The sequence below is a fragment of the Nitrospira sp. T9 genome (genome assembly GCF_052156535.1).
In the GTDB taxonomy this organism is placed as follows: Bacteria; Nitrospirota; Nitrospiria; order Nitrospirales; family UBA8639; genus Nitrospira_E.
On the sequence record NZ_JBQKUP010000025.1, the window covers coordinates 1 to 21919 of the forward strand.

The following is a 21919-nucleotide window of genomic DNA, read 5'->3' on the forward strand; positions in this document are numbered from 1 at the left end:
TTATTTTGTCCGAAGAGTAGGGGACCAAGTAACGGCAGAGGTGATTCGTCGGTATATCACGCATCAACATGATCCCAAACAACTGAAATTAGATTTCTAAATCTTAAATGCCTCCCAGCTTGCTGGGGGGTTCTTTACTAACCGCTTTTCTTTCATGCTTCTCCGCAACTTTCCATCTCATTCCACAGGAAAACTGGATTAGGATTAAGAGGCCGCCGGCCGGAATCTGTGCTGAAACCTGATGGTAGCAGTGATGAATGTGAAACTAACCTCTATATAACCCTTGTTTTAACCGGCACGTGCGAATAATGTTGGCTCACCATCGGTTTGGTTTACAGGAAGGTATGCCGGAAGTCCTATGGCTGTGTCGGCAGCAAGGGTTGAAGGTGAATAACAAAAGCCCGATTCGGCCTTATCCACCTTTCTTAGAGTTTTCTGATCTGTCATGATAGTTGGCGTGACATTTTTCGGTACCCGCCAGAAGCTTGTGGCTCGATCGGCTCCAAGTCGAGAGAAATTTTATAGTGAATAAATAAGGAGTATTCACATGAAAAAGATGAAAGCCGTAGAAGTCCGGCAGGCAAAGGCCTCTTTGCAACTCGTCGAGCGTGAGGTGCCTACTCCTGGCTCAGGGCAGGTTCTGGTCAAGGTCCAGGCCTGCGGCATCTGTCACAGCGATGTGTTCACCAAGGAAGGTCTATGGCCCGGTCTTGAGTATCCACGTATTCCCGGACATGAAATTGCCGGTATCATCGAGGAGATGGGTTCGGGTGTGGAGGGATGGACACGGGGCCAACGGGTTGGCGTAGGGTGGCACGGAGGACATTGTGGCCGTTGTGAGCCATGCCGCCGAGGCGATTTTGTCCTTTGCCAACGTGGGTTGGTTCCGGGAATTAGTTACGATGGAGGCTATGCCGAATACATGATCGCTCCGGTCGAAGCCTTGGCGCGCATACCAGAGGATCTCTCCGACGTGGAAGCGGCCCCTCTGCTTTGTGCCGGCATTACGACCTTCAATGCGCTTCGTAAAAGCGGCGCACGCCCCGGTGATGTGGTTGCTATTCTGGGCATCGGCGGCCTTGGACATTTAGGGGTACAGTATGCCAATAAGATGGGATTCGAGACAGTCGCCATTGCCAGAGGAAAAGACAAAGAGGCTCTGGCCAAGAAGTTGGGCGCGCGGCACTATATCGACAGCATGGCCCAAAATGTATCGGAAACGCTTAAGGGTCTTGGTGGAGCGAAAATTATCCTTGCAACCGTCACGAGTGGAAAGGCCATGAGTGCGACTATCGGGGGACTGGCCATCGACGGTAAATTAATTATGGTTGGCGCCTCTGAAGAGCCGGTTGAAGTGCCCATCGTTCAGTTTATTATGGGTCGACATTCAGTTCAGGGCTGGCCGTCCGGTACGTCGTCGGATTCGCAGGATACGTTGGCCTTCAGTGTGATGACGGCCATAAGGCCGATGATAGAGGAGTATCCTCTTGAACGCGCGGCTGAGGCCTATGATCGCATGATGAGTGGTGAAGCAAGGTTCAGAGTAGTATTAAAGGTTAGCTGAGGAACCCACTCACTGGTCACTCCTCCAATGCTTTGCCTTCGTCAAAAACGTGAATGCCTATAATGAAGAAGCTGTGCGCATGAAAAGAGCAAGTTAATCAGTGTGAAAGGAGACAAGTTCCTGTAGCGACGGCTCGACTTCCATATTCTGAGCATGGCATTACCCATCTGACGCGTGTCATCGGGGATTCATTCATATTCCCTCGCCGCAGAAAATGACCGGACGAGGGAAGTCGAGGATCACTTCCTTAAGTAGGACCGTCTGGATAAGGTATTTATTTGAATTTTCGGAGATTGACGGATTTTGCCTCAGCGTTTGCCTCGGTGATTGATCAGTTAGGAGACTCTGGAAAAGAGATATTCTACAAGAGCAGAATCTCAAGCCTTTTTGACGTAGGCTTTGTAGACTTTTTTGTCGGCGGCACCTTCTTCTTCCATACCGACCATGGCGTGTCCGGTTGTCTCGCACCAGGCCGGCATATCTTTTTTAATCCCTTCGTCATCCGAAATCACTTCAAGGACTTGCCCTGAGGCGAGCTCTTTGATTTTTTTTGAGGTCAGAATGATGGGCATCGGGCAAAAATACCCCAATGTATCGAGTTTAACGTCGGCTGGTATCATGGTTTATCCTTTTGTGGTGGTCGTTAGATAAATAAGTTTACGGACCCGTGCCGGGCTTCCGCCAAATAGGTGCTGACTCCGGCGAGTTGGTCGATGCCATCAATGAGCGTATCCTTTGAAATGCCCATGAGTCCTAGGGTCGTGGTACAGGCAATCATCTTCACATCCAGGTCTTTGGCGGTTTCCATGAGTTCGGGTATACCGGGCATGCGGTTATCTTTCATCACCTTTTTCATCATGGTGGTTCCGAGACCTCCAAAATGAAATCGTGAGAGGGGCAGGCGACTGGCTCCCCCTTTGTTCAGCCATCCAAAGGCTCGACGAAGCCAATCCTTAGGGGAGCTACTCACGTTTTCCTTCCGGATGGCATTCAACCCCCAGAAGGTAAAAAACATCGTTACCTGCATGCCCATGGCTGCAGCGCCCGTGGCGATAATTAGTGCCGCCATGACGCGGTCCATATCTCCACTCAGGACGACAAGTGTCACTTTATCGGGTTTGGTTTCTTTGAGTTCGGCTAAGGCAGTTGCTGGTTCTACGTGGGTGGCGTTCATGAGGTCACCTTCTTTCTCAAAAATATGATGGGTCGCCTTTTAAAGAGTCCTCCATATAGGCGTATTGTTACGGAGTATAGCAGCTCTTGGCCTTTAATAGAGTTGATTTTGCTTGGAGGCATTATCCAAGAATGAGGCTTACCGCTCATTCGACTATAATATGGTAATTTTTTCGGTGTCAACAAAAGCCTGTTCTGGATTGTGCCTGCATGAGGAAGGGACCGCAGGCTTCTTAGCCGTGCAGGCAGATGAAAGGAAGGGGCCATGGATCGGTTGGTAGAATGTGTGCCGAATGTGAGTGAGGGCCAGGACAAGGCCGTCCTCGCTTTATTGACTGAGCGCATTCAGTCGGTACCCAATGTGGACTTACTCGATCTTCATATGGATCCCGATCATCATCGGTCGGTTTTTACCCTTGCGGGGGAACCTGAGGCAATGGCCACGGCGCTTTTTCAGTTTATTCAAGAAGCACAGCATCGCATCGACCTACGCAGACATCAGGGGCAGCATCCACGCATCGGGGCGGTTGATGTGGTGCCCTGGATTCCCTTACGAGGCGTGACGGTGGAGGAGTGTGCGAAGTATGCCAAAGATTTGGGCAGGCGAGTCGGGCAGGAACTGGGCATTCCCGTCTTTCTCTATGAACAGGCGGCTTTAGTGCCTTTGCGGGCCCGGCTGGAAATTATACGGCGGGGAGGGCTTTCTGGGCTACAGGAACGGATGGATCAGGAGGAGGATTGGAAGCCTGATTTTGGGCCAAAGGTATTGCATCCTACGGCCGGAGCGGTCGCAATTGGAGCCCGTTTTTTCCTGATTGCCTTTAACGTGGTCCTCAAAAGTCAGGACATTCAAGTGGCTCGTCGTATTGCCGGCACGATCCGGTCTTCAGATGGAGGTTTGCCTGCGCTCAAGGCCATGGGTGTGCCCTTGTCATCAAAAGGGCTTGTGCAGGTGTCCATGAACCTAATGGATTTCCGGGAAACATCCCTACGAGCGGCATTTCAGGCTGTGGAGCGTGAGTCACATCGGTTGGGTGTAAAAATTCAGGAAAGTGAAATCGTGGGCCTGGTTCCCCAGGAGGCATGGGATGGGGATTTGGCTGCTGATCTTAAGTTGAAGAACTGGAACCCTGAAGGCGTGTTGGAAGTGGCGTGTGGGAAATACCATCTTTTCCCGTTGTAACTCATCAGGTACAATAACCTGGAATTGGGAAGATGAATACCCCCGTCCTAGTGAATTGTGAGCAGGGGTCACTGGAAATATTCGAAAGAGCAACAAAGTGGGCATGAACTTTTAGTCAAAAAAGGAAAAAATCTTATGAGCGATGATGTGGCAGCTTTGCGGGCCAGTAAATTTGGTCAGTTAACGGTGGGCAGTGTCATGGAGAAGGAAGTGCAATCGGGCATGAAGGATTCGGAAGCCAAGTTACTGGCCTCTTATATGATGGAAGGATTCGGTTCTGTTCCCATCATTGACGAAACCTCGAAATTGGTTGGAATCGTTTCCGAGTTTGATTTACTTAAGGCCTTGCGCAAAGGAAAAAACCTGGAAGAGGTGACGGCAGGTGATATCATGACTGCTAATCCGGTATCGGTCACGCAAGATACCAATGTGCTGACTCTGATGGACGTCCTGCAAAATAATCATCTGATTCGAGTGCCTGTTGTGGATTCGAAGGGGAAATTAATCGGGATCGTCGCGCGAAGAGATTTACTGCGGGGCTATTTGCAAACATCGGGGAGTTGAAGCTCCCCGAGAGTTGTGCTACGGCTTTCCTTCACTGGGTTCATCCCTCTCATTTTCCAACATGAATGAATCGGCGCACGTTTTCTTTCTGATTTTAGGGTGAGAATGCGCCATGAGTCTGTGAGTTGACGACGATGAAAGATCAAGCGAATCAGATTGTCCGCGCTCCATGGTTTGAGTATGGGATCATTGCCTTTATTCTCATTAACGGGGTCATTCTTGGCCTGGAAACCTCACCGGCATTGGTGGAACGTTATGGTGCCCTGATGCATTGGGGAAATCACGTCATCCTTGGAATTTTTATTCTGGAAGCCCTCATCAAAATGATTGCAGTGGCACCTCAGATTGACCGGTATTTTCGTGATGGCTGGAACATCTTTGATTTTTCCGTCATCGTGTTTTCTTTGATTCCGGCTACCGGTGAATTTGCCATGATTGCCCGGTTAGCCCGCTTGTTGCGGGTGGTTCGTCTCATCTCGACTATTCCTGAGCTACGCCTTATCGTTTCAACCCTCGTCAGATCTATTCCCAGCATGATTCACGTCATGACTCTCATGGGCGTGATCTTTTATGTCTATGCCATCATGGGCTATCAGTTGTTTCATGAGCACGATCCGACGCATTGGCGATCATTGGGGATCTCGCTGTTGACCCTATTTCGCGTCGTGACCCTGGAAGATTGGACTGATGTGATGTATACCGCCATGGATTTTCATTACCTGTCTTGGATTTATTTTGTGAGTTTTGTGGTTTTAGGGACGTTTGTCGTAATTAATCTGTTTATTGCCGTGGTGATCAATAACCTCGATGAGGCCAAAGCCGAACGGCTGGCTGAACTTCAGGGGCCGGTTACACAAAAAGAGATTCTCAAGGATTTGAGAGAAACACAAATAGCCCTCAAGCGCCTGGAGGAGCGCTTGGAAAGAACGTCTGGAGAGAATGTCTTACCCCTATCGAAAGTGTTGAAAGGTTAAAATACCCGGAACCAGGTTGGTTACGTTCCAAGGGCAATCGTGGAAAGGAATGATAGAGAAAGAAAGGGCGGGGATAATCCACTAGGAGTCTGTCGGACTTTGGGAATCGATAGCGGAAATGTGACTGAGCGAGGGCAAATTTTGAGGGCTTTGCCGGCCTATAGTGGGACTATGGGCCAAGGAGGCGGCGAAATATGGGCCGCTTAGGCACTTTTGCAGCCAATTCATCCGAAGTCCGACAGGCTCCTCGGGCAGATCCCGACACGAAAAAATCGAGCCCGGTCCGGTCTGCCGGAGCGGGCCCGATTTATGGCGATAACATAACGGAAATCGCTACTGTTGAATACCTTGGGCCCACGCGACATTAGGGGCTACGTCGACCGGAGCCGGCTTCGTGCATTTTTCCCCGCGATTCCCATAGCTGATTGTGGAAGTTTTGATCGGGCAGGTTCCGAACGCAGTGCCAAATTCCACGATCCCCTCCACAACAGTGAGAGTCGTTTGACCATCCGGCAAGACCTTGATGTCAAATTCCGTTTCCTTCACGGCTGCTGTGGCTACGGGAGTTTCGATTTCCAATGGTTTTGGTCCTCCCATGGTTTTGACCCAAACCTCTCCATTCGTCAGACGTAAGATCCTTATATATTTCTTACCGTCTTCCCAGCGAGAGAGAATCAGAAAATCAGAATGTACGTTAAGTGCCACCTGGATGCCATTGGTGACATCCATTAACGTCTGACTTTCCGATCCGGTTTTGACCCGGTCCCCTCCATATAAGGGTTGGGTGTCTTATTCCTTCAGTTGCTCTCGAATACCATAGGTTCGAAATACTGTGAAATCCACTATGACATTTCTCAATCTCTTCTTCAGCGAACTACTCCCGGCATCGTTCCCTTATTGAGGGCCAAAGTTGTACAACTCTTTCGATGCTGCTCCCTCTCGCGTTGGTATTAATTCAAATCTTTTTTAACGGTCAGTAATGTGTTCTCAGTGGTCCGGAGCCGGGTCCTCCCGTTTTCGCGCATTGTTTCTGGGCATCTGCCTGGTTGGCACCATGGCCGTCCTATTTTGATAGGTGCATGGAAATGAATAAGCGAACGATTGGTGATAGGGCGAGGGATCGTGTTTGGAAAAGGGTGTGCGTATCTGAATCGATACTTTTCGTATCTCAGTCGTTGCCTTTCCCCGGCAAAGAGGAGTTGATCGAAAAACATTTGAATTGAAATATCTTCAAATTACCAATGAATACGGTGGTTTTTTTTCATTGAAGATTCTGGCATTGAGGTTGCTTTAGCAGACTGCAGAAATAGTTTTTCTCATTAACTCACCAAGGAGGGTGCATGCCCAGAAAGCAGTCGCACAAAATTCAGATGCAAGGCAGAAAATGGACACATAATGTTTTCGGTGATCCGTAAATGAAAACTGCTTCGTCACGGTTCCGACAATTTTGTATTCACGCAAAGGAAACAGAAAGGGCATTCTATGAAACTCAATGTATTGTTTAACGTAGCCGTAATGCTTGGCATGGTGGCCATCAATTCATCAGCATGGGGACATAGTCCTAATGATGCCGGCGAAGGCGGTCTTCAATCTAAAGTTCGTGAAGCGGGTTTGATTATGTATGGCCAGGTTGTTGATATCCGATATCGAAACTCAGAGCCCACGAAAGAGCAACCCCAGGGTCTTCCTCATACGTTTGTGACTTATCAGGTTCTGGAAGTTTTGAGAGGTGATGTCCCGGACAAAAAAGTCACGCTCCGAATTCCCGGTGGGGCTGATGGGCAGGGTGGTGTCTACATGGTGTCGACAGCCCCCGCGTTTGCCCTTGGACAAACCGATGTGTTGTTCGTCAAAGGAGGAGAAATCGATGATTGTCAGCTGGTGGAATGTGTCGAGGGAAGATTCCGTATACATGAAAATCAGGTGTTGAATGGTTGGGGAGTGCCGGTTGTGGAAGCCCACAAATCGTTACGCATGGGTGGAAAACCACGTTTCGATCTCAATGTGATGGAAATACCTCGCCCTTCGTTTAAGGCCCTGCTGGAACGACCTGAAATGAAGGCCTATATAGATCGAGTGAGCCGGGAGAGCCGACAGAGCTTGAAAGATCTGCAGGCCCGTTATGAGCGGGAAGCTCCAAAGGTCACGACGGTCAATCTGGGCAATCAGATTCTGCCAATCCAAAAAGATGTCGCCGACGAACCAGAGGCTAATCCAATGGAAGTTTACGGAGATCCTTTGACTCCCGACGTATTTTTTGACGCCATACGCGAGTGGAATAAACGGGTCGGCGATCCTCGATCCCCAATAGTGATGGCTAACGTGAAAGAACGGTTTGAAGTGCCTGACCAAGAGGTCTTGGCCCTCGAGGCCAAGGATGAGGCAGGACGTAAAATAACTGATGAAGAGCGTTATGACATTCATGCTAAGGAGGGACTTCGATAATGAATATGACAAAAATTTTCGTATCCATGATGTTCGTGGTGTTATGGAGTTCTCCCGCATTTTCAGCATCCTGGCTGGAATGTAATGGAGACAGTGGCAAGAAATTGCGTTGGGGAGGAAACTCCACGACAGCGCGGATCAATACCGGAAGTTTCCCGGCGGGGAGCGTCCTGCAGGCGGCCCAACGAGGTGTGAATATTACGAACACGAATCCTTCGCCGTTTTCAATTAACCATACGACCGAAACCGGTGGGGTGGGGAGTGGAAATGGACAAAATGAAATATGGGCCGCAAGTATTTCTCCACCGGGAGAGGCCCGCATGCGCTATCACTGCTACTGGTTATTCGGGTGGCATTATGGACTGGATGAAGTGGATATTGTGTTGGATTCGACAGGGCGGTCCTGGACGACCTCCCAAAACAAAAGCGCGAATTTTACTTATACCGGTTCAAGGCGTCCCATTGATGCGGTCATCGTGCACGAGGCCGGACACTATCTTGGCCTGATGCATGTCAATTGGGAATATAATGTCATGGGTGATTCCTGGCGCCATCATCACACCAATGGGGGATCAGCTGTCACATATTTCGGAGAAGATGCTTCGCATGGGGCGCGGGTGCTGTATGGCTCGCAAAGCTCTTCCTTTAACGATGTGTCCGCTTCGCACTGGCGAAGAACCGGAGCCAGCGGTGAGTATTCAAGTCATGACCGGGTACGAGTTCGAAATAGTGCTAACACCGGGACGTTGACGGGTATTACGATCGCCGGGGAACCCGGGTATCGGGTGAATCGAGGAAATGTGGTGCGGCCTGAATTTACGATCGAAAATAATGGGAAACAGACTCATTCCAATGTGACGTTTGGCATCTATGTCTCCACCAATGACTTTATTAGTTATAGCGATACCCGTATTGGTGGGGGAACCTTTGGCTCGATTCATCCCGCCGACGTGTTAACCACCACAATTCCGGTGATCATTCCCAATTATCTGAATGCGGGACAAAATTACTGGCTGGGAATCATTGTTGATGAGGACAATGATATCAATGAGGTGAATGGTTCGAATAATCGTGCGTATATTCCCATCCGGGTTCAGTGAAAAAGAAGAAGGTCGTGAGTAATGGATCCCGGGACAACACTGCTTGTTGTTTTTGATTTACTGTAGGGGAATGGGTCTTGGCCGGATCCCCGGACATGTTCAATTGGAGATCGACTTGGTAGCCGTGGCCGTCAAGACTCGAAGAGTCTTGCACGGCCGCGGCTTTTCAAGGATGTTCACGTCGGCTTGTCAAAAGGGGTCGGTGTCAAGCATGTGCCCGGAGAATCAGGCAGTCAAACGCAGGATGATGAGAATTGGAGGTCGGGCATAAAAGTCCTGTCAGTCAGTGAGAAAATCCTGGAAGGGGTATTCCTGAAAAATCCGACGAGATGGGGTTTTCCAATTCTGAATGAAGGTGAGAAGTTCGAACACAGTGGGATGACCTAGAACGGCACAATCCACCTTGCCGTCTTCGTTCACTCTCCACACATAATCGCCTTCACGAAATAGATACATTCCCTTTTCACATGATCGACTAATGGTCATTGTGTCGTTCATCGCTTGTCTCTCCTTTAGAAGCCGTAGGCCACAGAATGGGCTAAAAAATTGAAGCAGTGAGAATTACAGACTTCTTTGTTCGCAAAAGATATCAGCTGAAAAAAATGTTCACGTTCAATGAATGCAAGTTCCTGCCTATGGTCGCCATAACCAATACAAGGAAGCCAATCCCAACAGACTTACGCAACTGATGATGATGAGTAAAATACCTTCCATGGTGTTGCCTCTCTATTTGGTCAGTCGGCTGTCACCCGTTCCTGATTCCAAATAAAAGCAACCTTGATGCCGTTGGTCGTGTTGGGCCTTCTGGCCAACCAGGAATGCAAGCTAAGCAACTAATTTTAAAGAGAAAAAGAAAGAGAGGTTAAAACATTGTTCCTGCAAATCTTTGATTGGTGTCATATGGGGAAGTACCGAAAGGGGTACATGCGGTAAACATGGGGAGCAGATACGAATGATGAGCTATTTTAAAGGGGGTAATACTAAATGGGCTAGATCATAGGATGAGGAATTACTTATGTGAAGTATACTCTTTGGTGGAAAGCTCAAGACTTGTGTTATTCAAAGTCAGGGCCATGGGGGGATAGCTAAATACTTCACTTACGAAGAAGATTGAGGAGACTTCTTTAGGGGGGAGAGTCCTATTTTTTAAGTTTTTCTTCCTCCGTGTTCGACTCGATTGGGACTGGACTGGAGATGGATGAACGTCGACTGGTTTGTTGTTTTTTTTCAGGAATGGGTATCCGGGGTTCCCATTCCTCGATCAACCCTGCCGTTCCCCGTTGGCCCCAAGTGGACAGGCTGATCGTAGAATTTTTTCTTAGACCGGTAACCATGAGTACTTTCTCCATGTTGTAAAAGGTAAATAGGCCAAATAGGCGTCTGGTAAATGACTCTTCCTGTGTGGTTTTCCCTTCAAAAATGTATCCTAAACGGGAAATTTTGAAGGAAACCTCATAATTATAATTAAACAGCAATTTACATGCCATGCCAAAATACGTTCTTTAATTAAGGGCTTTCAGCAATGATTTGAGCAATAGGACAGGGGAGTTAGGGTGTTTTCATGTGAGTGGGGCTTTGTTTACTTGGGGAGGATGCATGTATCCATTTAGATAAACGAGTGCATGGAATGGGAAAATTTCTATTATCAATGAAAGAGGGAGGTCGTCTCTTAGGGGCTCATCCCAAATGAATGCTGCTTGCAGTTAAGGTAAAACCCGATTCTACCTGAACCGTATTATTACAAAAATCGATGAAGTTCGTTCCGGATTTTCTTGGGGGTTATGGGTTTAAGCCAAAATTCAGAGCCTCCAGCTTCGAAGGCCCGGTCTCGATGAGTGATTTCTGATTGCGCGCTCATGTGAATGATCGGGGTAAGCTGAAAATTCTCCTGTGCTCGAAGTCGTTCACAGGCCTGGAATCCATCAAGGCCGAGCATTTTCACATCCATAAATATCAAGTCGGGTTGAACCCGTTGAGCGAGTTCAAGTCCCTGCGCACCATCTTCTGCACAGATAACCTGATAGCCCATTTGTTCTAATATATCTCCCAGGATCATCAAATTATCCGAGGAATCATCAATGAGCAATATTGTGACGGAATCGATACCGGAAATCATTTCTGAAGTCTGGGATGAAGATACCGTCATGTTCATCTGCCTCCCTCCCTTCCTTCCTTCCTTGTCCTATTGCTTCATCCATTTTTATTACCGGTAAATTACGCAAGGAGAGTGCCGGATTGGTTGGGCATTGTAACGCATTGAAGTGGAGCTATTTTTAGTCAATTTGTTCCAAGGGATCGGGTGTCGTGAGGTGTGTCATGAGACAAAGAGATGGGACAAAAAAGGTGTTTGAGACAATGAACAATACCGCAATTGGGAGGAGAAACCTGTTCAAAAATCGACGCTATCCGTTAGTTCGGATTGATCACTTCAGCAGATAATTGTGAGATCTCCTCGTCAAAAACCAGAGACTTGCTTGGGGAGTGAATTTCCCCTCAAAAAAATGAGAGTGGTTTCCTGAACGTTCATGGTAGGCTACCCGAAAACTCTTCAGCAATTGGTTCTAGGAGGCCATGCCCCCGCTGCGGTCGAATCAGATATGGAAAACCTTCGAGATACCATAAATCAAAAAATTCAATTGGTGAGTATTGTTATTCCGGTCTATAACGAACGGAAAACGATTGAGACGATTGTCGGCCGGGTGCAAAAGGTGGAAATTCCAAAAGAACTTATCATTGTGGATGACGGGTCCACGGATGGAACTCGGGAATGGCTCTACGAGCAGTTCGGTCAGGGGGCTGCAGAGGATCAAAAAAGCCAGAAATTAATCTGTGATTCACGTGCCGATTGTCCTCAAGTCCTGGTGTTGGCTCATCAGCACAATCAAGGGAAAGGCGCAGCCCTGAAAACGGGATTTGGGCAGGTTCGAGGGAGCATTGTAATCGTGCAGGACGCCGATTTGGAATATAGTCCAGAGGATTATTATAAGCTGTTGGAGCCAGTGATAACCGGCCGGGCCGATGTTGTCTACGGATCCCGGTTTTTGGGGGGCTGGAAAGGGAGTTGGCCACCGGTCTCCTATCTGGGTAACAAAATTTTCACCACCTTAACCAATGCTGCGACTGGGCTATCATTGACGGATGTATGGACCGGTTACAAAGTGTTTAAACAGGAAGTCTTGAGCGATATCTCGCTGGAAGAATCAGGGTTTGAATTGGAGTTGGAGCTCACACTGAAAGTTGCTCAGAAGAATTGGCGCGTGACAGAGGTGCCGATTTCTTATTTACCCAGAAGTAAAGCGGCCGGGAAAAAAATTCGCTGGAGAGATGGGATTCAGTCCATCAAAACGCTATATCGGTATTCCCACCCCTCATAACCCCGTCGGATTGATTGTCCTCTTACCCACATACTCTGCCTGGATCAAAATTTTGAGGGTCACCGCCTGTTTATCCCGGAAGACCCATTGAAAAAGGATTTCATGGTAAATCTGACTCGAACCAGCATTGGAGGAATCATTCATGATTGGCCGAGTGATACGGAAGCCAAGGCATAGAACTTTGTGTCTGCCCCGAAGGCCAAACTCTCAGTTCCTGCACTGTGCCTTTCTTGATCATCCCCATCAAATCTATTCCGGCAAGGGTAGGCAGGACGGCGTGGAAGGCAAACTTCAGTGTGTAATCCGTGTCGTTTTGCAAGACGATATTCTTTAAATATATACAGGTACGACTGTCGGTTGTGGGCTCTAATTGAGAATAATACCATCAGGGACCCATGTGTCCGATTTTTGGCTCTTCATGCATGGGAGTATTGAATGATAAAGATTTTCAAGGGCAAATTTGCCCACGATTAGGTTACTCATCAAAGGCTCCGGGTCGGTTCAAAAAAGTCCGTCCAGCAAGGCCGCAGCCGTTTTTACGCGCGGAGCGTACGCTTAGTACGTGAGCACGGAAAAATGGGGAGAACGCCGCTGGCGGCTTTTTTCAACCGACCCTGCATAGGAATTATTAGTCAGAGTACACATGCCGCAAAATAATCCAAGTGGAAATTATAAGGAAACGGGCAAAAGCCACGGTGATGGATAGCCAGAGATGGTTAGGTCTGGGTCAGATCCGTTCAGTGTTGAAAATGATGCTGAAGGGCTTTGCCCCAATAGGAATCAGGTGGAGCCTGCCAGGCCTGCTCATGCAGCCATTGCAAACTGGCCCGGTCGCGTACCAGGTGACAGAGCTCTTTTTGCGTGAGGGAGTGTGGACCCTGTTGAAAGCATCGTTTGCGGAGTGCGAGGATCATTTCCTGTTTTTTGCCACCTCGATGCGCATGAGCCATGGCTTGATGAACCTGGTTTAGCACCGGATCCAGGATAGCCTGTATGGCGGGAGAAGATCGTTCAGTGTAGGTTTCTAGTTGAGGATAGGTCCTGGCATAGACATCATCCAGCAATGGTGAGCCATGACTTTCCTCAGGAACTTGCAAAAATCCCCAGCGCTTCAGTCGGTCGCCTGGTCCTACCCGACTGAGAAAGACGGAGGTGGGTGCGGCAAATACGAGTGGTCCTGCGACCGGAAGGGACCAGAAAAAAAACATCTGATCAAGCCAGAAAGCGAATGCGGCCCAGGCTCCGGCAATCAGCGTCCCCGGGGCTTGATTTAAAATGGCGGCTGACCAACCGGTTTCATCTGTCCGATTCTGGCCGGCCCAACGTAACGAGGTGTTGAGCAGCGCTTCCAACACAAAACGGCTATGGGCCAACATGCGAATGGGCGCTAGGAGAGTGGATACCACTATTTCCAGGAAGACACTGATCAACAGTCGAATGATGCCACCATGCTGTCTGCCCCGTCGACATCGGATGACATCGATTACGGATAGAAATTTCGGCAGAAACAGCAGAAACAAGGTGCTGCTGGCCAGAATAATGGCCCATTCCGGATTCCATTCGGGCCAATGGGGAAACAGACTATGAGGTTCCGGAAAGTAATTGATGGGATATAGGACCAGACGTGCGGCTTCAATCGTGGTTAACACCAAAAAGATCAACCACAACGGGGAGGCCAGGTAGGACATAATCCCGTTCAAAAAGGCCATGCGATGCGCAGGCCGTAGCCCAGGTTCAAACAGCATGAGCCAGATGTGCTGTAAATTTCCTTTGGCCCATCGTTTATCGCGTTGCAGGTCATCCACAAGGGTGGGAGGGGATTCTTCATAACTGTGAGAGAGTTCCGGTTCCAGCCAGACTTCATACCCGCCCCGTCCCATAAATGACGCTTCCACAAAATCGTGACTGAGAATAGGGCCATGAAAAAGGCCTGGTCCTGGAAGCCGCTTCAGGCCGGCATGTTCCATAAACGCTTGGGTACGAAGAATGGCGTTATGGCCCCAGTAGACTGCTTCCCCAAGCTGCAGGGAGGCAAGGCCTGTCGTAAACAGTGGGCCGTAGATATGATTGGCGAATTGCTGGACCCGTGCAAACATTGAACGGGCATTGATCAAGGTGGGGCTGGTTTGCAGGATGCCTGTTTGAGGTTCAGCCTGCATGAGTTGCACCATCGTGACCAGGGTGGATCCACCCATGAGACTATCTGCATCAAGGACGATCATATACTCATAGCCGGAACCCCAGCGGCGAAGAAAGTCGGCAATATTGCCACTTTTATAATGTTGGTTCAGAGACCGGCGACGATAAAACAGATGTCCGCCCGCTCCCAATTCGGTACATAACCGATGCCAGGCGGCTTGTTCAGCCAACCACACATCCGGATTGCGGCTGTCGGAAAGAATGAAAAAATCAAAATGGTCAATCTGTCCGGTCTGTTCTAAGGAGCGATACATTGCGCGGATCCCGCCGAACGTCCGCTGAATGGGTTCGTGGTAGATCGGCATGACCACGGCTGTCCGTGCTAGAGGTTGAGTGCTTAACTCTGCAGCGGTATGGCGTCCCAGTGGGGAAAATCGATCCCCACCGAAACACCGGAGGACAAAGCCGAACATGCCAATCCAAAATCCAACGGAAATCCAGACGAATAGCACAAAAAACAGGGTAATAATCGCCATCTCCAGGAAATTCCCTCCATGATAGGGAAGGATGGCCGTCATATACGAAGCGGCCACTAATGATTGAATGAGGACTAATATGGTCAGCAGGGCACGCCGGAGTCCTGCGGCAATTCTCCAGCTTATTCGTCTGGGGGTGGCCAGCGAATGCCGGGCATCGGCGATTGTGGCTTCACGAATTTTCATGGTTTAAAACTCATGCTGCCGCGTGTGATCGGTGGGGCGGTGGTTGGGAGAGGAGGATTCTGCAGGGCAAAGTGGTCATGGATTCTTGTCATCACAAATTGCAGTGGATCTTCCTCCTTTGAAGCCAGTCCGGCCTCAACCAGGGTGAGAGCCCGCAGCGTGACCTCGCGGGTTAATTCTACTCCCATCGCCGACAGGTAATCACAGGCTCGTGAGAGAGTATGTTCGGCAATCGATCGGGCCATTATTCTTTTTCTTGTGCCAGAATGTGGTTATTCATTGGCAGGCGGTACGTCCAGGTTTCGGTTAACGTGGCCGAATCTGTTTTGAGAAATGCCCGCAAATGAAGCGGCTTTTTGTCTTGAGGTTTGGCCAGGATGGACAATCGCCATCCTTGTATCTGTTCATGATATTCCACAAAATGCTCCAGTATGTCGCTATTGTCTAACACCGTGACCTGGCCGCTGATGGGAGCATCAGGCGGCATTTTACTCAGTGGGCCACCTGCAAAATCGATAATGATACGATACGCCTGTGGAACATTTCCTCCCCCGATACGATTGCCGTCCCCGATAAAGGTATTGACCACGGTTCCTAACGGATTTTGTGAGAGAGTGGCCTTCCCAAAGCTCACATCATAGGACATTTCTAAAGGGGTCTCACGGGTCACGGGCGCTACGGGTGTCCAAAACGCGACGATGTTGTCATGCGTTTCATTGGGAGTAGGCAGTTGGACGAGCACCACTTTTCCCTGTCCCCAGTCACCTTGTGGTTCGATCCAGGCGCTTGGACGTTGTTCATAATGTGCACCTAGATCTTCATAGCCAGAAAACTTGTCCTCGCGTTGCAGTAAACCGAATCCTTGGACATTGTCCGTGCTGAAAAAATCCATTTCCAGGTTGGCAGGATTCATCAGAGGGCGCCACAACCACTCACGGGTGAGGCCATCATGAATCTGCAATCCGTCCGAATCATGGACTTCCCGGCGCCATTCCCCAACCGGTCGTGGGGTATTCTCTCCATAAAAAAACATGCTGGTCAGCGGGGCAATACCCAATAACTGAATAGGTTTTCTGGGGAAGAGCTTGGTGCGTACCTTCATCTTCGTCTGGCTGCCGGGAATAATGGTAAATTGATACGCTCCAGTGAGACTGATGCTGTCCAGTAACCCATAAATCACCATCTCTTTGGCATCTGGAGACGGGCGTACCAACCAGAATTCCGTGAATGAAGGAAATACCTCTCCGCTGGGAAGTCCTGTATCAATGGCCAGACCTCGTCCTGCTAATCCGAACACGTTTTCCTTTCCGACGCCCCGAAAGTAACTCGCCCCTGCGAAGACCAAAAACTGATTTTGCTCATTTTTGTTTTTCAAGGGAAAGGTCAGCTTGAATCCGGCAAACCCGACATCGGCCGGCACCCGTTTTTCGATTTCGGGGTCGGCAAACACAAAGTCGCTTTTCTTAAAAACCAGCGGGCGTGGACCTTCGGCGTCGATGACGTTGAGGGTTACCGGGTGGGTGTAATGCAACCCCGGAGTAAGAAACATGACTTGAAAATTCGATTGGCTCTCTCTCCACAGACTGTGGTCAGGATTAAAACGGATCCCTTTGTACGCCTCATAGGAAATTTCCCGCATGATTTTTGGGACAAGTTGAGGTGCCTCATAGGGTTTATCCGCTAAGTTTTTCGCTTTCTGAACCACCTGATCGAATGTGAAGCCCGCTGCTACATGCAGGGGGAACATCAAGAACATCGCGACCATTCCAGCTAACAAGATTCTCATCACTGACGCTCCCGTTTATAAAGATTATGAAACTGAAACTACCCATATAAAATATCCCACTGAGGAAAAAACCTAAGAAGGAATGCTCAATGGGGAAGATTATTCCGCGTTGGCTAAGAGGGAGATGGCCCCCCTGCTTGATCTGGGTTCCATCGTGAATTGTACTATATGGGGGTATGAAAAACTGAGGGAATGGGAGGAATTTATCGTAGGACAATCCAGAAATGAGAGACCTTGATCGCTTTCTATCATTGGACTTTGTGGACAGGGAAGCCATTGGTGATGGTCGCACGCAAAAATATGGTCATGAAAAGTTTGAGCAATACCTTGAGGCAATTCGCCGCTTAGCTGACTAAGTGAGAATATGTTCGTACTCAAGGACATTTTGGGGCCGATTATAGCACATTTTTATTGGGTATCTATCCGGCTCTCCGTTGTTTTTCAATAGTTTTTGGCCATCGATTCACCAAATTCTGGAAAGTTATCGATTGACATCCCCATTGAAAGAAGAGCCCGTTTACCATTCCATCGTACTCTTCCCGGTAAATAAACCCAACTGAATCAGTTTCTTCTCTCCGGTAAAACGTGTCGCTGTCACGCTTTGAGCGTGTTGCCGCCCGGACAAAGGATGGCTCTAACTAAGTTATAGCGTTCATTGCGAGGCCCAATGGATAGGCAATTGCGTCTTTGTCTCAAGTCATCGTGCCTTTAAGAAATTCTCCGAAGTTGTTAATCCTAAAATACCCCGAAGGTGTTCTAGGATGTGTAGGGGGCCTCACTCGTTTGAGAATGGGGAAAACAACTCAAGGGTCGAGCGGATGTCGATACTTGGTGTGTCCGTGGTCCAGGAGATACGGATTGAAAGGCTTGAGGGATAGGAGGGATGGGTGAGAGTTTTCCATGCAATGGAATGAGTGGAGGAAAGGTTGTGCATGGCCTGTTCCGTGTATTCGTCAAGGCAGGCAAACGATAAGATACCGGGAGCCTGCGCCCCGTCCCATTCAATTATTCGAATGCCAGGATGGTGTCTGAGGCAAACTTTCCATTCTTCTCGCACCTGTTCAAGGATGTGGTTGTGTGGATCTTGTTGAGCCTTGAGATGGCAGGCTTTGGCAAATCCGGCGATCAAGCCAATATTCTGGGTGCCCAATTCGTATCCGGCCCAATAGGGTTGCGTTTCCTGGTGACCGTCTATCCCGACAATCAGCGCACCGGTTCCCATTGGGCCTGTGCACCATTTATGGCCAGGGAAAAAATACGCATAGGGAGAAATTTCCTGAAAAGAAACCGGAATATGTCCGACGGCTTGCGCCCCGTCTACGATGAGTCGCGTGTGGTGTGACTGGGCCAGGTCCTGGATTGCGGTGATGGGAAAGATGCGCCCATCAAAATGAGAGACGTGACTGATGACGATAGCCTGAATGGGTTGTTCATTGAGAATGCGTTCAAGCGCGGGAAGGAAGCCGCCGGGGACATCCGGGTCGAGTGTAATAACGCGGACTCCACGGTTACTGAGTTTGTCGATTTCATTGAGAATCGTGGAATTTTCATGAGTGGTGGTCAGAAGGACATTTCCAGGTTTCCAATTGATCCGAGAAAGGACCAGGCTGCACGCAGTTGTGGTATTGGGCGTAAAGGCGAACCGTTGCTCATCGTTCAACCCCAACCAATCCGCAATGGTCCGTCGGCATTCCTGAAGCGTGTCCCGGTAATACTGAATGCCGGCTTCCGCATATAACAAGTGACTGAACGTGTCGAGGGTCCGGGAAATTACTTGCTGCACGTCAGGATGGAACGGAGCGAGTCCAGCCGGGTTGAGATAAATCATGGGAGTAGGTTGGCGCAGTACCGTAAGGTTGTGCGGTTAGTTCGGGTCTGAATCCTGGTGGAAAGGGTCGTGCCTCTCTCGAACCATCCGGTTTAGGGTTTTTTGGCGAGCGCGAGGCCAATCAGGCTGTCAGGGTCCGAGTACCATTTGACCAAGGCAAAACCCGAAGCCGCGAGAAGTGCTTCCGCCAAGGGGCGGTCATATTTCGTGCTGATTTCAGTGCGGATTTCCTCCCCTTGTTTGAGATGGACTTGTAATCCTAAGTCCTGAATGTCCAGCATTTGATCTTCTCGTGACCGGAGCCACATTTCAATGCGATGTTCATCATTATTGTATCTGGCGATATGGTCGAACGAATCCGGATCAGTCTGAGATCCGAAATGATGACCAAGAACCCGAATAATATTTTTGTTAAACTTTGCTGTAATGCCCTGCTTGTCATTATATGCGGCTTCCAGGCGACTTCGTTCCGTGATGAGCTGGACTCCCAATAAGAAATAATCTCCGGATGCCATTTCTGAGTTCACGGAGGAGAGAAACTCTTGAGCGGCAAAAGCAGGAAGGTTGCCAATGGTTCCTCCAAGGATGACCACCAGGCGTTTGCCGCCTTCCGGAATATGCTCCAAATGGAAAAGAAAATCTCCTACCACGCCATGTATGTGGAGGCTGGGGTACTCGCGGACCAGTTCTTCGGAGACTCGTCGGACAATGGCTTCATCGACATCAAACGGGACGAAATAGCGCAGTTGGTCAACTTTGGCCATGGCATCGAGGAGTACCCGTGTTTTTGTGGCTGCGCCGGACCCTAATTCCACAAGTTCTTCAGCTCCACTGAGAGCCACAATTTCGTCGGCGCAATTGGTGAGCAGCTGATGCTCGGTCCTTGTTTGATAATATTCCGGCAATTCGCATATTTGTTCGAACAGGGTGGATCCCTGTTCGTCATAAAAGAGTTTCGAAGGGAGGGTTTTGGGGCTTGCTTGCAGACCGCGGGTGATTTGGGTTTTGACTAAGTCCGGATCTTCTCTGGTTAAGGGAAGATCAATGGTTATTGATGGATCTGTTTGCGATGACATGAGCCCTCCTCGGGGGTTTATCGTGAACAATATTCTCACCTCTCCCTCAGACGTCAGCGCAGATGACGTCATGGTTGGAATAAGACGGAAAGAAAATGTTCAGAAAATGAACATTCTTTGGCCTATGGTTTTCCCGTGTGATGCTGAATGAGAGAACGTCTTCGTTCAATAAGTTCCCTGATCTGCCTTCAATACGCAAAATTATAAAGGGGGCTGTGGATGATGGCGAATGCATTGAAATGGTATCAATCTTCCCACTATAGCGGCAGAGAGAGTTGCGGGCAAGACAAAAGCATTGACGAAATCAGATGAGAAAGGGATCTTTTGTCCGTCAAAATGTCACTTGGGTTGGCGTGCCTTGGCATATCTCAAATGGCAATCCGGTAAGGTTATCGAGCCGGTTCCAGGCCTCGTGGCCGGGCCCATTGTTCCACTCGACCCAAGAGGCCATCAACTGACAAAGCCAATACGGTGGCGGGTAGGGCGCCGGATAATATCAAATTGACGTCCGCAAGCTGGAGCCCTGCCACGATGGGGACGCCCAAACCTCCAGATCCGATAAAGGCGGCCAGCGTGGCAGTCCCGACTGTCCAGATGGCAGAGGTGCGAATGCCCGCCATGATGGTCGGCGCGGCGAGTGGGAAGCGAATCGTGCGGAGAATTTGCCATTCCGTCATGCCAAGGGCTCGCCCGGTTTCCACAACATTTGGAGCTGCGTCTCGCAACCCCGAATAGGTATTTCGAAGAATAGGGAATAACGAGTACATCCATAGGGCCATGATGGCGGGGAGCGCTCCCACGCCAAATATGGGAATCATAAAGGCCAGAAGTGCGATGGATGGAATCGTTTGCAACATGCCGATTATTCGGATGATCGCCTCCGCTCCCCTTCGCCATCGTTCGAGAGCCAGCCCCAATGGAATGGCGACCAGTATGCCCAGGAACAACCCTAGTCCGGAAAGCCCAAGGTGTTCTCCAGTGCGCAAGGCCAGATTGGAACGTTTGGTCCACATGTAGGACAAAATGGAATCGGAAGATTCCGTGGTGGCGGCTGGTTGGGCGTGATTGTCGGCCACAAGATCGAGTGCCCGTAAGGCGCTATGCGCTACTTGGGGAACCGGTTCTCCCTGTTCCTGAATCCGGAGATTTAATTCACGCATGCGTGTCGGGTCTATGGCATTGGTGAGCAAACTGATGACCCGTCCCAATTCCGGATGGCGTTTGAGAGTTTCTCCTCGAACGAGTGCCGCTGCCTCATACGGCGGGAAGAACTGACGATCATCTTTCAGGACGACAAAATCATACACAGCTAAGCGTCCATCTGTGGTGTAGACATCCAGGAGGTCAACCTTTCCCGTATCTGTGGCTTGATATTTTAGGGTTTGTTGCATGCCGATCACTTCCTGAAACTGTAACCCGTAGGATTTTTTTAACCCCGCCAATCCATCTTCTCGCTGGATAAATTCATACCCAAATCCGGCTTTCATGTGAGGGGCGACACGCACAAGATCAGAAATCGTTCGGAGTCCTAAGGTTTGTGCTCGATCACGGCGAAGGGCTAGCGCATAAGAATTCTCAAATCCGAGCGGGGCCAGCCACCAAATATCCCATCGGTGAAGAAACTCCGTGCGAACGCGGTTCAAAACCGATACTCGATCGTGCATCGGCGGTTCACCCAGAATGGTGACGAGCCCTGTTCCTGTGTATTCTGGATAAAGATCAATCCCTCCCGTTTTTAAAGCCTCAAAGCAGACTTGAGTGCCGGCGAGTCCCAGTCGACGCATGACGGTTAATTCCGTACGGGCTTCAATGAGTTGAGCGAACATTTCCGCCAGGAGCCGGCTTTCCATAAAATTCTTGGATCCCACCACAATGGTGTCAGAGGCCCAAACCGGCAGGGAAAGAGCATAGAGCAGTCCAAGAAGACCGACCATGATTCCTCTAGAGACCCTCCGTGTGCGTTGTCTGATCCGATCGGTTCTCATCTCCTT

The 21919-nt window shown here is 49.5% G+C and carries 19 protein-coding genes and 1 pseudogene; 8 read left to right on the top strand and 12 right to left on the bottom strand.

Annotated elements, in window-relative coordinates; genetic code table 11:
• Nucleotides 1-547 precede the first annotated feature (547 nt).
• Nucleotides 548-1564 (top strand): alcohol dehydrogenase, encoded by a 1017-nt coding sequence (locus ACTRXD_RS03275; protein ID WP_442430414.1) that lies wholly within the window; start codon nucleotides 548-550, stop codon nucleotides 1562-1564.
• A 377-nt stretch (nucleotides 1565-1941) separates the two neighbouring features.
• Here the strand turns inward: ACTRXD_RS03275 and ACTRXD_RS03280 are convergent, their stop codons facing one another.
• Together ACTRXD_RS03280 and ACTRXD_RS03285 are read right to left on the bottom strand one after the other, a co-directional pair.
• Nucleotides 1942-2184 (bottom strand): sulfurtransferase TusA family protein, encoded by a 243-nt coding sequence (locus tag ACTRXD_RS03280; protein WP_312644386.1) that lies wholly within the window; start codon nucleotides 2182-2184, stop codon nucleotides 1942-1944.
• A 23-nt stretch (nucleotides 2185-2207) separates the two neighbouring features.
• Complete coding sequence (locus tag ACTRXD_RS03285; protein WP_312644384.1) at nucleotides 2208-2738, bottom strand: DsrE/DsrF/DrsH-like family protein; 531 nt, start codon at nucleotides 2736-2738, stop codon at nucleotides 2208-2210.
• A 264-nt stretch (nucleotides 2739-3002) separates the two neighbouring features.
• Here ACTRXD_RS03285 and ftcD point away from each other — a divergent pair, with 264 nt between their 5' ends.
• The 3 genes from ftcD to ACTRXD_RS03300 all read left to right on the top strand — a co-directional run bounded on the left by ftcD (nucleotide 3003) and on the right by ACTRXD_RS03300 (nucleotide 5458).
• Complete coding sequence (gene ftcD, locus ACTRXD_RS03290; RefSeq protein WP_442430415.1) at nucleotides 3003-3920, top strand: glutamate formimidoyltransferase; 918 nt, start codon at nucleotides 3003-3005, stop codon at nucleotides 3918-3920.
• 135 nt (nucleotides 3921-4055) lie between these two features.
• Complete coding sequence (locus tag ACTRXD_RS03295) at nucleotides 4056-4484, top strand: CBS domain-containing protein (protein WP_442430416.1); 429 nt, start codon at nucleotides 4056-4058, stop codon at nucleotides 4482-4484.
• Between the two features lie 134 nt (nucleotides 4485-4618).
• Nucleotides 4619-5458 carry an ion transporter gene (locus ACTRXD_RS03300; protein ID WP_442430417.1) on the top strand — a complete coding sequence of 280 codons (840 nt, stop codon included), beginning with the start codon at nucleotides 4619-4621 and terminating at the stop codon, nucleotides 5456-5458.
• 333 nt (nucleotides 5459-5791) lie between these two features.
• Here ACTRXD_RS03300 and ACTRXD_RS03305 read toward each other — a convergent pair.
• Nucleotides 5792-6211 (bottom strand): annotated as a pseudogene (locus tag ACTRXD_RS03305) (FecR domain-containing protein); the annotation flags it as partial.
• A gap of 729 nt (nucleotides 6212-6940) precedes the next feature.
• Between ACTRXD_RS03305 and ACTRXD_RS03310 the strand changes: the two are divergent.
• Together ACTRXD_RS03310 and ACTRXD_RS03315 are read left to right on the top strand one after the other, a co-directional pair.
• Nucleotides 6941-7903, top strand: coding sequence for a hypothetical protein (locus ACTRXD_RS03310; RefSeq protein WP_442430418.1), 963 nt, complete (start codon nucleotides 6941-6943; stop codon nucleotides 7901-7903).
• Nucleotides 7903-9003, top strand: a complete 1101-nt coding sequence (locus ACTRXD_RS03315) for a CARDB domain-containing protein (protein ID WP_442430419.1) — start codon at nucleotides 7903-7905, stop codon at nucleotides 9001-9003. Before ACTRXD_RS03310 ends, ACTRXD_RS03315 begins: the two co-directional genes overlap by 1 nt.
• 279 nt (nucleotides 9004-9282) lie before the next feature.
• Here the strand turns inward: ACTRXD_RS03315 and ACTRXD_RS03320 are convergent, their stop codons facing one another.
• The 3 genes from ACTRXD_RS03320 to ACTRXD_RS03330 form a co-directional block, all read right to left on the bottom strand.
• Nucleotides 9283-9501: a hypothetical protein gene (locus ACTRXD_RS03320; protein WP_442430420.1), complete on the bottom strand. Its 219-nt coding sequence runs from the start codon at nucleotides 9499-9501 to the stop codon at nucleotides 9283-9285.
• Nucleotides 9502-10142: 641 nt separating this feature from the next.
• Entirely contained in the window at nucleotides 10143-10490 is a 348-nt protein-coding gene (locus ACTRXD_RS03325) for a hypothetical protein (RefSeq protein WP_442430421.1), read from the bottom strand.
• A 251-nt stretch (nucleotides 10491-10741) separates the two neighbouring features.
• Nucleotides 10742-11149, bottom strand: a complete 408-nt coding sequence (locus tag ACTRXD_RS03330; RefSeq protein ID WP_442430422.1) for a response regulator — start codon at nucleotides 11147-11149, stop codon at nucleotides 10742-10744.
• Between the two features lie 379 nt (nucleotides 11150-11528).
• Between ACTRXD_RS03330 and ACTRXD_RS03335 the strand changes: the two genes are divergently transcribed.
• Nucleotides 11529-12377, top strand: coding sequence for a glycosyltransferase family 2 protein (locus ACTRXD_RS03335; RefSeq protein WP_442430423.1), 849 nt, complete (start codon nucleotides 11529-11531; stop codon nucleotides 12375-12377).
• Nucleotides 12378-13114: 737 nt separating this feature from the next.
• Here the strand turns inward: ACTRXD_RS03335 and mdoH are convergent.
• Genes mdoH through ACTRXD_RS03350 form a run of 3 tightly spaced genes read right to left on the bottom strand, consistent with a single transcriptional unit; the run spans nucleotide 13115 to nucleotide 17024 of the window.
• The gene (gene mdoH / locus ACTRXD_RS03340; RefSeq protein WP_442430424.1) at nucleotides 13115-15238 is read right to left on the bottom strand and encodes a glucans biosynthesis glucosyltransferase MdoH; all 2124 of its coding nucleotides are present in this window, start codon (nucleotides 15236-15238) and stop codon (nucleotides 13115-13117) included.
• Nucleotides 15235-15483 (bottom strand): hypothetical protein, encoded by a 249-nt coding sequence (locus tag ACTRXD_RS03345; protein WP_442430425.1) that lies wholly within the window; start codon nucleotides 15481-15483, stop codon nucleotides 15235-15237. The genes mdoH and ACTRXD_RS03345 overlap by 4 nt, the downstream gene beginning before the upstream one ends.
• The gene (locus tag ACTRXD_RS03350; protein WP_442430426.1) at nucleotides 15483-17024 is read right to left on the bottom strand and encodes a glucan biosynthesis protein G; all 1542 of its coding nucleotides are present in this window, start codon (nucleotides 17022-17024) and stop codon (nucleotides 15483-15485) included. Before ACTRXD_RS03350 ends, ACTRXD_RS03345 begins: the two co-directional genes overlap by 1 nt.
• A gap of 224 nt (nucleotides 17025-17248) precedes the next feature.
• Here ACTRXD_RS03350 and ACTRXD_RS03355 point away from each other — a divergent pair, with 224 nt between their 5' ends.
• Nucleotides 17249-17380, top strand: coding sequence for a hypothetical protein (locus tag ACTRXD_RS03355; RefSeq protein WP_442430427.1), 132 nt, complete (start codon nucleotides 17249-17251; stop codon nucleotides 17378-17380).
• A gap of 419 nt (nucleotides 17381-17799) precedes the next feature.
• Here ACTRXD_RS03355 and ACTRXD_RS03360 read toward each other — a convergent pair whose 3' ends face one another.
• The 3 genes from ACTRXD_RS03360 to ACTRXD_RS03370 form a co-directional block, all read right to left on the bottom strand.
• Entirely contained in the window at nucleotides 17800-18852 is a 1053-nt protein-coding gene (locus ACTRXD_RS03360) for an aminotransferase class V-fold PLP-dependent enzyme (protein WP_442430428.1), read from the bottom strand.
• Nucleotides 18853-18944: 92 nt separating this feature from the next.
• Nucleotides 18945-19928, bottom strand: coding sequence for an L-histidine N(alpha)-methyltransferase (gene egtD / locus ACTRXD_RS03365; protein WP_442430429.1), 984 nt, complete (start codon nucleotides 19926-19928; stop codon nucleotides 18945-18947).
• A gap of 389 nt (nucleotides 19929-20317) precedes the next feature.
• Nucleotides 20318-21862, bottom strand: coding sequence for a glycine betaine ABC transporter substrate-binding protein (locus ACTRXD_RS03370; RefSeq protein WP_442430430.1), 1545 nt, complete (start codon nucleotides 21860-21862; stop codon nucleotides 20318-20320).
• Nucleotides 21863-21919 lie beyond the last annotated feature (57 nt).

Coding starts and splice junctions, on each gene's coding strand:
- mdoH (WP_442430424.1), bottom strand. CDS start 15,238: ATGAAAATTCGTGAAGCCACAATCGCCGATGCCCGGCATTCGCTGGCC.
- ACTRXD_RS03370 (WP_442430430.1), bottom strand. CDS start 21,862: ATGGTCGGTCTTCTTGGACTGCTCTATGCTCTTTCCCTGCCGGTTTGG.
- ACTRXD_RS03320 (WP_442430420.1), bottom strand. CDS start 9,501: ATGAACGACACAATGACCATTAGTCGATCATGTGAAAAGGGAATGTAT.
- ACTRXD_RS03285 (WP_312644384.1), bottom strand. CDS start 2,738: ATGAACGCCACCCACGTAGAACCAGCAACTGCCTTAGCCGAACTCAAA.
- ACTRXD_RS03355 (WP_442430427.1), top strand. CDS start 17,249: ATGAGAGACCTTGATCGCTTTCTATCATTGGACTTTGTGGACAGGGAA.
- ACTRXD_RS03350 (WP_442430426.1), bottom strand. CDS start 17,024: ATGAGAATCTTGTTAGCTGGAATGGTCGCGATGTTCTTGATGTTCCCC.
- ACTRXD_RS03335 (WP_442430423.1), top strand. CDS start 11,529: ATGGTAGGCTACCCGAAAACTCTTCAGCAATTGGTTCTAGGAGGCCAT.
- ACTRXD_RS03315 (WP_442430419.1), top strand. CDS start 7,903: ATGAATATGACAAAAATTTTCGTATCCATGATGTTCGTGGTGTTATGG.
- ACTRXD_RS03280 (WP_312644386.1), bottom strand. CDS start 2,184: ATGATACCAGCCGACGTTAAACTCGATACATTGGGGTATTTTTGCCCG.
- egtD (WP_442430429.1), bottom strand. CDS start 19,928: ATGTCATCGCAAACAGATCCATCAATAACCATTGATCTTCCCTTAACC.
- ACTRXD_RS03295 (WP_442430416.1), top strand. CDS start 4,056: ATGAGCGATGATGTGGCAGCTTTGCGGGCCAGTAAATTTGGTCAGTTA.
- ACTRXD_RS03325 (WP_442430421.1), bottom strand. CDS start 10,490: ATGGCATGTAAATTGCTGTTTAATTATAATTATGAGGTTTCCTTCAAA.
- ACTRXD_RS03330 (WP_442430422.1), bottom strand. CDS start 11,149: ATGACGGTATCTTCATCCCAGACTTCAGAAATGATTTCCGGTATCGAT.
- ACTRXD_RS03300 (WP_442430417.1), top strand. CDS start 4,619: ATGAAAGATCAAGCGAATCAGATTGTCCGCGCTCCATGGTTTGAGTAT.
- ACTRXD_RS03360 (WP_442430428.1), bottom strand. CDS start 18,852: ATGATTTATCTCAACCCGGCTGGACTCGCTCCGTTCCATCCTGACGTG.
- ACTRXD_RS03345 (WP_442430425.1), bottom strand. CDS start 15,483: ATGGCCCGATCGATTGCCGAACATACTCTCTCACGAGCCTGTGATTAC.
- ftcD (WP_442430415.1), top strand. CDS start 3,003: ATGGATCGGTTGGTAGAATGTGTGCCGAATGTGAGTGAGGGCCAGGAC.
- ACTRXD_RS03310 (WP_442430418.1), top strand. CDS start 6,941: ATGAAACTCAATGTATTGTTTAACGTAGCCGTAATGCTTGGCATGGTG.
- ACTRXD_RS03275 (WP_442430414.1), top strand. CDS start 548: ATGAAAAAGATGAAAGCCGTAGAAGTCCGGCAGGCAAAGGCCTCTTTG.